This window comes from Microbacterium sp. Bi128, from assembly GCF_918698205.1.
This window is the reverse complement of record NZ_CAKKMM010000613.1, coordinates 1-2873: the sequence shown is the minus strand read 5'-3', so window position 1 is coordinate 2873 and position 2873 is coordinate 1. Positions and strand designations below refer to the sequence as shown.

At 62.7% G+C, this 2873-nt stretch carries 2 protein-coding genes and 1 pseudogene; all 3 read left to right on the top strand.

What is annotated here, in order from left to right; genetic code table 11:
- Positions 1-124, top strand: a pseudogene (locus tag LQV45_RS23750) (16S rRNA (guanine(527)-N(7))-methyltransferase RsmG); the annotation flags it as partial.
- Positions 125-211: 87 nt separating this feature from the next.
- Entirely contained in the window at positions 212-1279 is a 1068-nt protein-coding gene (locus tag LQV45_RS23745) for a ParA family protein (protein ID WP_275450894.1), read from the top strand.
- Between the two features lie 67 nt (positions 1280-1346).
- Complete coding sequence (locus tag LQV45_RS23740; protein WP_230009093.1) at positions 1347-2621, top strand: ParB/RepB/Spo0J family partition protein; 1275 nt, start codon at positions 1347-1349, stop codon at positions 2619-2621.
- Positions 2622-2873: the final 252 nt, after the last annotated feature.

Below are 2873 nucleotides of genomic sequence, written 5' to 3'. Positions count from 1 at the left end.
CGCCAAGGTTATCCGCAAACTGGGCGGCATTCAGACGTCCGTGGTGGTGGTGGGTGAAGACCTGCTTGAGGAACCCACCACCGTTGTGCGAATCGTAGTGAACAAGCCTCAAAAGATTACCTAGCACCGGCCCCGGTGCCCGGGGAGTCTGAGGGGAAGAGGTTAGGCTAGTAACCGGCAGTAAGAGCCGAATGAGAGTGAGCGTGTCATAGTGAGCAGTAGCGAAGCCTCCACACAACGGATCCCGCCGTTTGTGTCCCTGGGGTCCGCACGGGCGTTTACGGCTCCTGCAGTAGCTTTTGACTACTCCGGAAATCACACGGCTTCGGTTGCGAAGACGACCGGGATGGCCGGTGTTTCACGTGAAACATCCCTTCCGCACACGGGGAACGTGCTGGATTCCATCGACGATTCCAGTCCCATCGCCCGCGAACTCGCACACGAAAACAAGCGCCGCGAGCGGTTGCTCGGCCGGCAGCTCCCCAAACCGGAGAAAACCCGGATCTTCACCGTTTCCAACCAGAAGGGCGGCGTCGGCAAGACCACGACGACCGTGAACATCGCCGCCGCGCTGGCGGCCGCTGGCCTGAACGTGCTCGTCATCGACATCGATCCGCAGGGCAACGCCTCCACCGCCCTGGGAATCGAGCACCACGCCGATGTCGACAGCATCTACGATGTGCTGATCAATGATGTCCCGCTGAAGGACGTCGTGGCCCCGTGCCCCGACATCGACAACCTGATCTGTGCGCCCGCCACCATCCACCTTGCCGGTGCCGAAATTGAACTCGTCAGCCTGGTGGCCCGCGAGCAGCGGCTGCGCCGCGCAATCGATGTGTACTCCAAGGAGCGCGCCAAGAATGGCGAGGAGCGGCTGGACTACATCTTCATCGACTGCCCGCCGAGCCTCGGGCTCCTGACGGTCAATGCGTTCTGTGCGGCCGGCGAAGTCCTCATCCCGATCCAGTGCGAGTACTACGCCCTCGAAGGCCTCAGCCAGCTCCTGAAGAACATCGAGATGATCCAGAAGCACCTGAACGCTGATCTGGTTGTTTCCACTATTCTGCTGACCATGTATGACGGCCGCACCAACCTCGCCGCCCAGGTGGCAGCCGAGGTCCGGGAACACTTCCCGAAGCAGGTGCTCGGCGCTGTGGTGCCGAGGTCGGTCCGTATTTCCGAGGCGCCGAGCTACCAGCAAACTGTCATGACGTATGATCCTTCTTCCAGCGGTGCCCTGTCCTACCTGGAAGCCGCCGCGGAAATCGCGGAACGTTAGAATCTTTCAAGAATTGCACTAACCAGAGCCAGGTGAATCCCGGCTCTTCCACTGGAGGGATTTATCCATGAGCGATAAGCGACGCGGCCTCGGCCGTGGACTTGGCGCACTCATTCCAAGTTCCGCCGCGGCTAACGCCTCCGGAAGCGGTGCTGCCCCATCCCGGCCCGTGGACCTCTTCTTCCCTGAAGCCCGAAAAAAGACCTCCGACGCCGAGACGCTCGCGGACACCAAGGCCGCGCTGGCCAAGGAGCCGGAGTCCACACCTGTCAAGGCCGACGATTCCGCTGATCTCACGGTTGACACCACTGAAGCAACCAGCGCTGTTGCCGGAGCCGACGTTGCTGCCGACAAAGCCGACGCAGCTGGCGCCGCCGTGACCAAGAAAACCCCCGCCCGAAAGTCGGCTGCCTCCAAGCCGGCGACCGCTGCTGCCAAGGCGGCCGCATCCGACGCCGGCGAACAGCTGACGTTGGACTCCACGCCCGAGCACGGTGACGAGGGAACTGTTGACCTCGTAGAGGTGCCCGGCGTCAGATTTGCCGAAATCCCGGTCACGGACATCCATCCCAACCGCAAGCAGCCCCGCTCGGTCTTCGATGAGGATGACATGGCGGAGCTGGTGCACTCTGTGCGGGAAATTGGCGTCCTCCAGCCAATTGTGGTCCGTACCTCAACCGAAGAGGGTGGCGAACCCTATGAGCTCGTCATGGGTGAGCGACGGTGGCGTGCAGTACAGGCCGCAGGCCTGGAAACTATCCCCGCGATTGTCCGTGACACCACCGATGACGACCTCCTTCGCGACGCGCTGCTGGAGAACCTGCATCGCAGCCAGCTGAATCCGCTCGAAGAGGCGGCGGCCTACCAGCAGCTACTCGAGGACTTCGGCACCACACACGAGCAGCTGGCGGACCGGATCGGACGTTCGCGGCCCCAGGTTTCCAACACCCTGCGCCTGCTGAAGCTGCCCCCGCTGGTGCAGCGCCGGGTTGCGGCAAATGTCATCTCCGCAGGGCACGCCCGCGCACTCCTAGCACTTCCTGACGCCGCGGCCATGGAACGCCTGGCGCAGAAGATTGTTTCAGAAGGCATGTCGGTCCGGGCGACCGAAGAAGCTGTGACCCTGTATCAGAGCCCCGCCTCGCCGGCCAAGAACAACATCCCGCGGGCCGGAGCCCGCCACGAACGACTGGATTACCTGGCGTCGTCGCTGTCTGACCGCCTTGATACTAATGTCAAGATTTCGCTTGGTGCCCGCAAGGGGCGTGTCAGCATTGAGTTCGCCAGCGTCGAGGACCTGAACCGCATCATGGACGTCCTCACGCCGGGAGCTCCCAGCTAGGTCGCGACTCGCTGAGTCCTCCGGGAGGGTCTGTTTCACGTGAAACAGACCCTCCCTTCTTTGTCTCTACCGATGCTGCCGGTGCCGGCGAATTCGGTGGTGCCGAGTTCGGCGCTGCCGTGTTCGCCCACTGCCGGAGAGTTGCGGGGGGTGCCTCTATGGTTTTCGTCAAGCCGCTGGGGTTTAGCCGTGGTTCGTAGAGAGTGCGGTAGCGCAACATGGAGTAGAGGGTGTCGCAACGGCGGCGGGCGA

Excerpts from the sequence above, each read along its gene's own strand:
- LQV45_RS23740 (WP_230009093.1), top strand. The coding sequence starts at position 1,347 with ATGAGCGATAAGCGACGCGGCCTCGGCCGTGGACTTGGCGCACTCATT.